We start from the raw sequence: 1,530 nt of genomic DNA on the forward strand, positions 1-1,530 counted from the left end.
TGGCCCGGGCGGCAGCGGCGGCCCGGGCGGTCCGGCGCTGATGATCCAGGCGAAGGCGATCGCCGCGATGGTGCCCGCCGCGCCGATCAGCGCGCCCGCCACCCCGACGCCGACCACCACGCCGGTGGAGTGGCGGCGAGGCTCACTTGGGGGACGGGCGGCCGGCGGCACGGGTGTTTGGGCGTCGATGTCGTCGTTTGTGGTCATGGCACCGGACGGTAGGAGTCGGAACTGAAGTAGACCTGAAGAAACTGGTGTCCCGTGAGTCACTTCTGTCACCAGCGAAGGTGAGCGACGTTGTGCCCGCCTCACAGCGACATCGCTAGGACTCCGCCCCGCGGAGCGGGCTTGTCGCTCTGAGGTGGGCACTTCGTCGCATCCCTGGGTTCTGCGATTGATGGGGCTCCGGTGACGGAAGGGTCCGGGGGACCGCTTCAGCTTGGTTTCAGAACCGGCGCCGACAATGGGAGGCATGACGAACAGCTCCCGGGTCGCCGCCGGCCGGTTCAGCGTCGGCGCGCCCCGGGTCCTGGTGGTCGAAGACTCCGAGACGATTCGCGAAATGGTCAGCGAGGCGCTCACCGACGTCGGCTACCACACCGTCGGGCGTTGTGACGGCGACGGGCTCGAGGAGGCGCTGGACGGGCTGCGGCCGGACCTGGTGGTCCTCGACGTCATGCTGCCGGGGCGCGATGGATTCGACCTCATCGGCGTCATTCGCGACTGGGGCGATGTCGGGATCGTCCTGATCACGGCCCGCGACGGCCTGGAAGATCGGCTGCGCGGCCTGGACGGCGGGGCCGATGACTACGTGATCAAACCGTTCGAGCTGGCCGAACTGGTGTCACGGGTCGGCGCGGTGTTGCGCCGGCGCGGACGGCTGCCGCAAATCGTTCAGATCGGCGACCTGATGCTCGACGCCGACGCCGGCGTGGCCGCGCGCGCTGGTCGTCGCCTCGACCTGACGGCAACCGAGTTGCGGCTGCTGGCCTTTCTCGTGGAGCAGCGCGGGCGCATCGTCAGTGCCGGCCAAATCCTGAACGCCGTGTGGGGGTACGACGCCTACGACCCCAACCTGGTCCAGGTGCACGTGAGCGGTTTGCGGCGCAAGCTCGAAGCCCACGGGCCGCGGATACTGCACACCGTGCGCGGCATCGGCTACCGGCTGCAACCCCAGCGATCATGACGACTCGGACTCCCTCCCTGCAGCGCCGGGTGGCGCTGGTGGTGGTGGCGTTGCTGACCCTGCTATTGGTGGTGCTCGGTGTCACCGTCGACGTCAGCCTGGGCGTCCTCGCCCGCAGGAACCTGCACGATCGGCTGCTCGCGGCGGCGTCGCGCGCCGAGACGCTGGACGCCGCGCGCACCTCGCCCGAGCTGTTGGCCGCCGAACTGAACGGCGGCGGCGTGCGCGCGCTGCTGGTCACCGCCGACGGCGCCACCTACGGCGATCGCGGCATCAGTCCCGACACCGTCGCCGGGCCCGTGGTCCCGCCGCCCTTTCCGCCCGCACCACCCTTTGCGCCACCG

1 protein-coding gene and 2 pseudogenes are annotated in these 1,530 nt (G+C 70.3%); 2 read left to right on the top strand and 1 reads right to left on the bottom strand.

The window, feature by feature from the left end:
• Nucleotides 1-207, bottom strand: a pseudogene (locus tag A5750_RS00005) (hypothetical protein); the annotation flags it as partial.
• Nucleotides 208-472: 265 nt separating this feature from the next.
• Between A5750_RS00005 and A5750_RS00010 the strand changes: the two are divergent.
• Both A5750_RS00010 and A5750_RS00015 read left to right on the top strand, forming a co-directional pair.
• Nucleotides 473-1,186 carry a response regulator transcription factor gene (locus A5750_RS00010; protein WP_369829475.1) on the top strand — a complete coding sequence of 238 codons (714 nt, stop codon included), beginning with the start codon at nt 473-475 and terminating at the stop codon, nt 1,184-1,186.
• A pseudogene (locus tag A5750_RS00015) lies at nt 1,183-1,530 on the top strand (two-component sensor histidine kinase); the annotation flags it as partial. The gene A5750_RS00010 and the pseudogene A5750_RS00015, both read left to right, overlap by 4 nt.

The organism is Mycobacterium sp. 852002-51613_SCH5001154 (genome assembly GCF_001667425.1).
GTDB lineage: Bacteria > Actinomycetota > Actinomycetes > Mycobacteriales > Mycobacteriaceae > Mycobacterium.

Coding starts and splice junctions, on each gene's coding strand:
- A5750_RS00010 (WP_369829475.1), top strand. CDS start 473: ATGACGAACAGCTCCCGGGTCGCCGCCGGCCGGTTCAGCGTCGGCGCG.